We start from the raw sequence: 626 nt of genomic DNA, 5'->3' as shown, positions 1-626 counted from the left end.
GTGAGGTGCTTCGCCGTGACAACCGGCTCTCTGATTTTAGTCCGCAGGGATTGGCGAACCTTGTGAACGGCTTCAGCAAGTGGCCGGAAGCAGCGGCGTGCCACCAGGCAGTCCTGGACATCGTGCGCAAACTGGGCTCCGGAGGCCAACGATTCGGAACGTTCACCACACTTGAGCTCGGCATGATGGCCAATGCTCTGGGGCGAAGTGTCACCAGGGGAGAGGACACAGGAGAGATCATAGAGACCGCTCTGCTGAAGGATCGGCTACACCAGCTGGCCCGCTACCTTCACTATGCCAGTGATCGTCTGGAGCAGACCCACGTTCTGAACATCGCCGTGATTTTCAAGGCGCTGGCCAAGGCTCGATTGTTTGACGATCTCGGTTTGCTCGCACGGCCGGCGTTGGATCGGCTTACGGAATTGCATCGTGCCCCTGGTTTTGCCGCTGAGAACAACCTCGAAACCATGGGCAATCTCTGCCTCGCCGTGCTGCCGCTGGCGCGCAGCCCGCGCAAGAGCCTGCGCTGGCATCGGAGGCAGGCTCTGAATTTGCTGAACGACATTCAACCGATTGTCGAGCATAAGATTGAGGCGCATCTCAAAGCAGGCGATGGCGAGCGGACC

General features: G+C 59.4%; 1 pseudogene. It reads left to right on the top strand.

Annotated elements, in window-relative coordinates:
* Nucleotides 1-62 precede the first annotated feature (62 nt).
* Nucleotides 63-626 (top strand): annotated as a pseudogene (locus AC07FD_RS09850) (shikimate kinase); the annotation flags it as partial.

Source organism: Mesorhizobium waitakense (assembly GCF_056431085.1).
The sequence above is the reverse complement of the archived record's forward strand: the minus strand, read 5'-3'. Positions and strand labels throughout refer to the sequence as shown.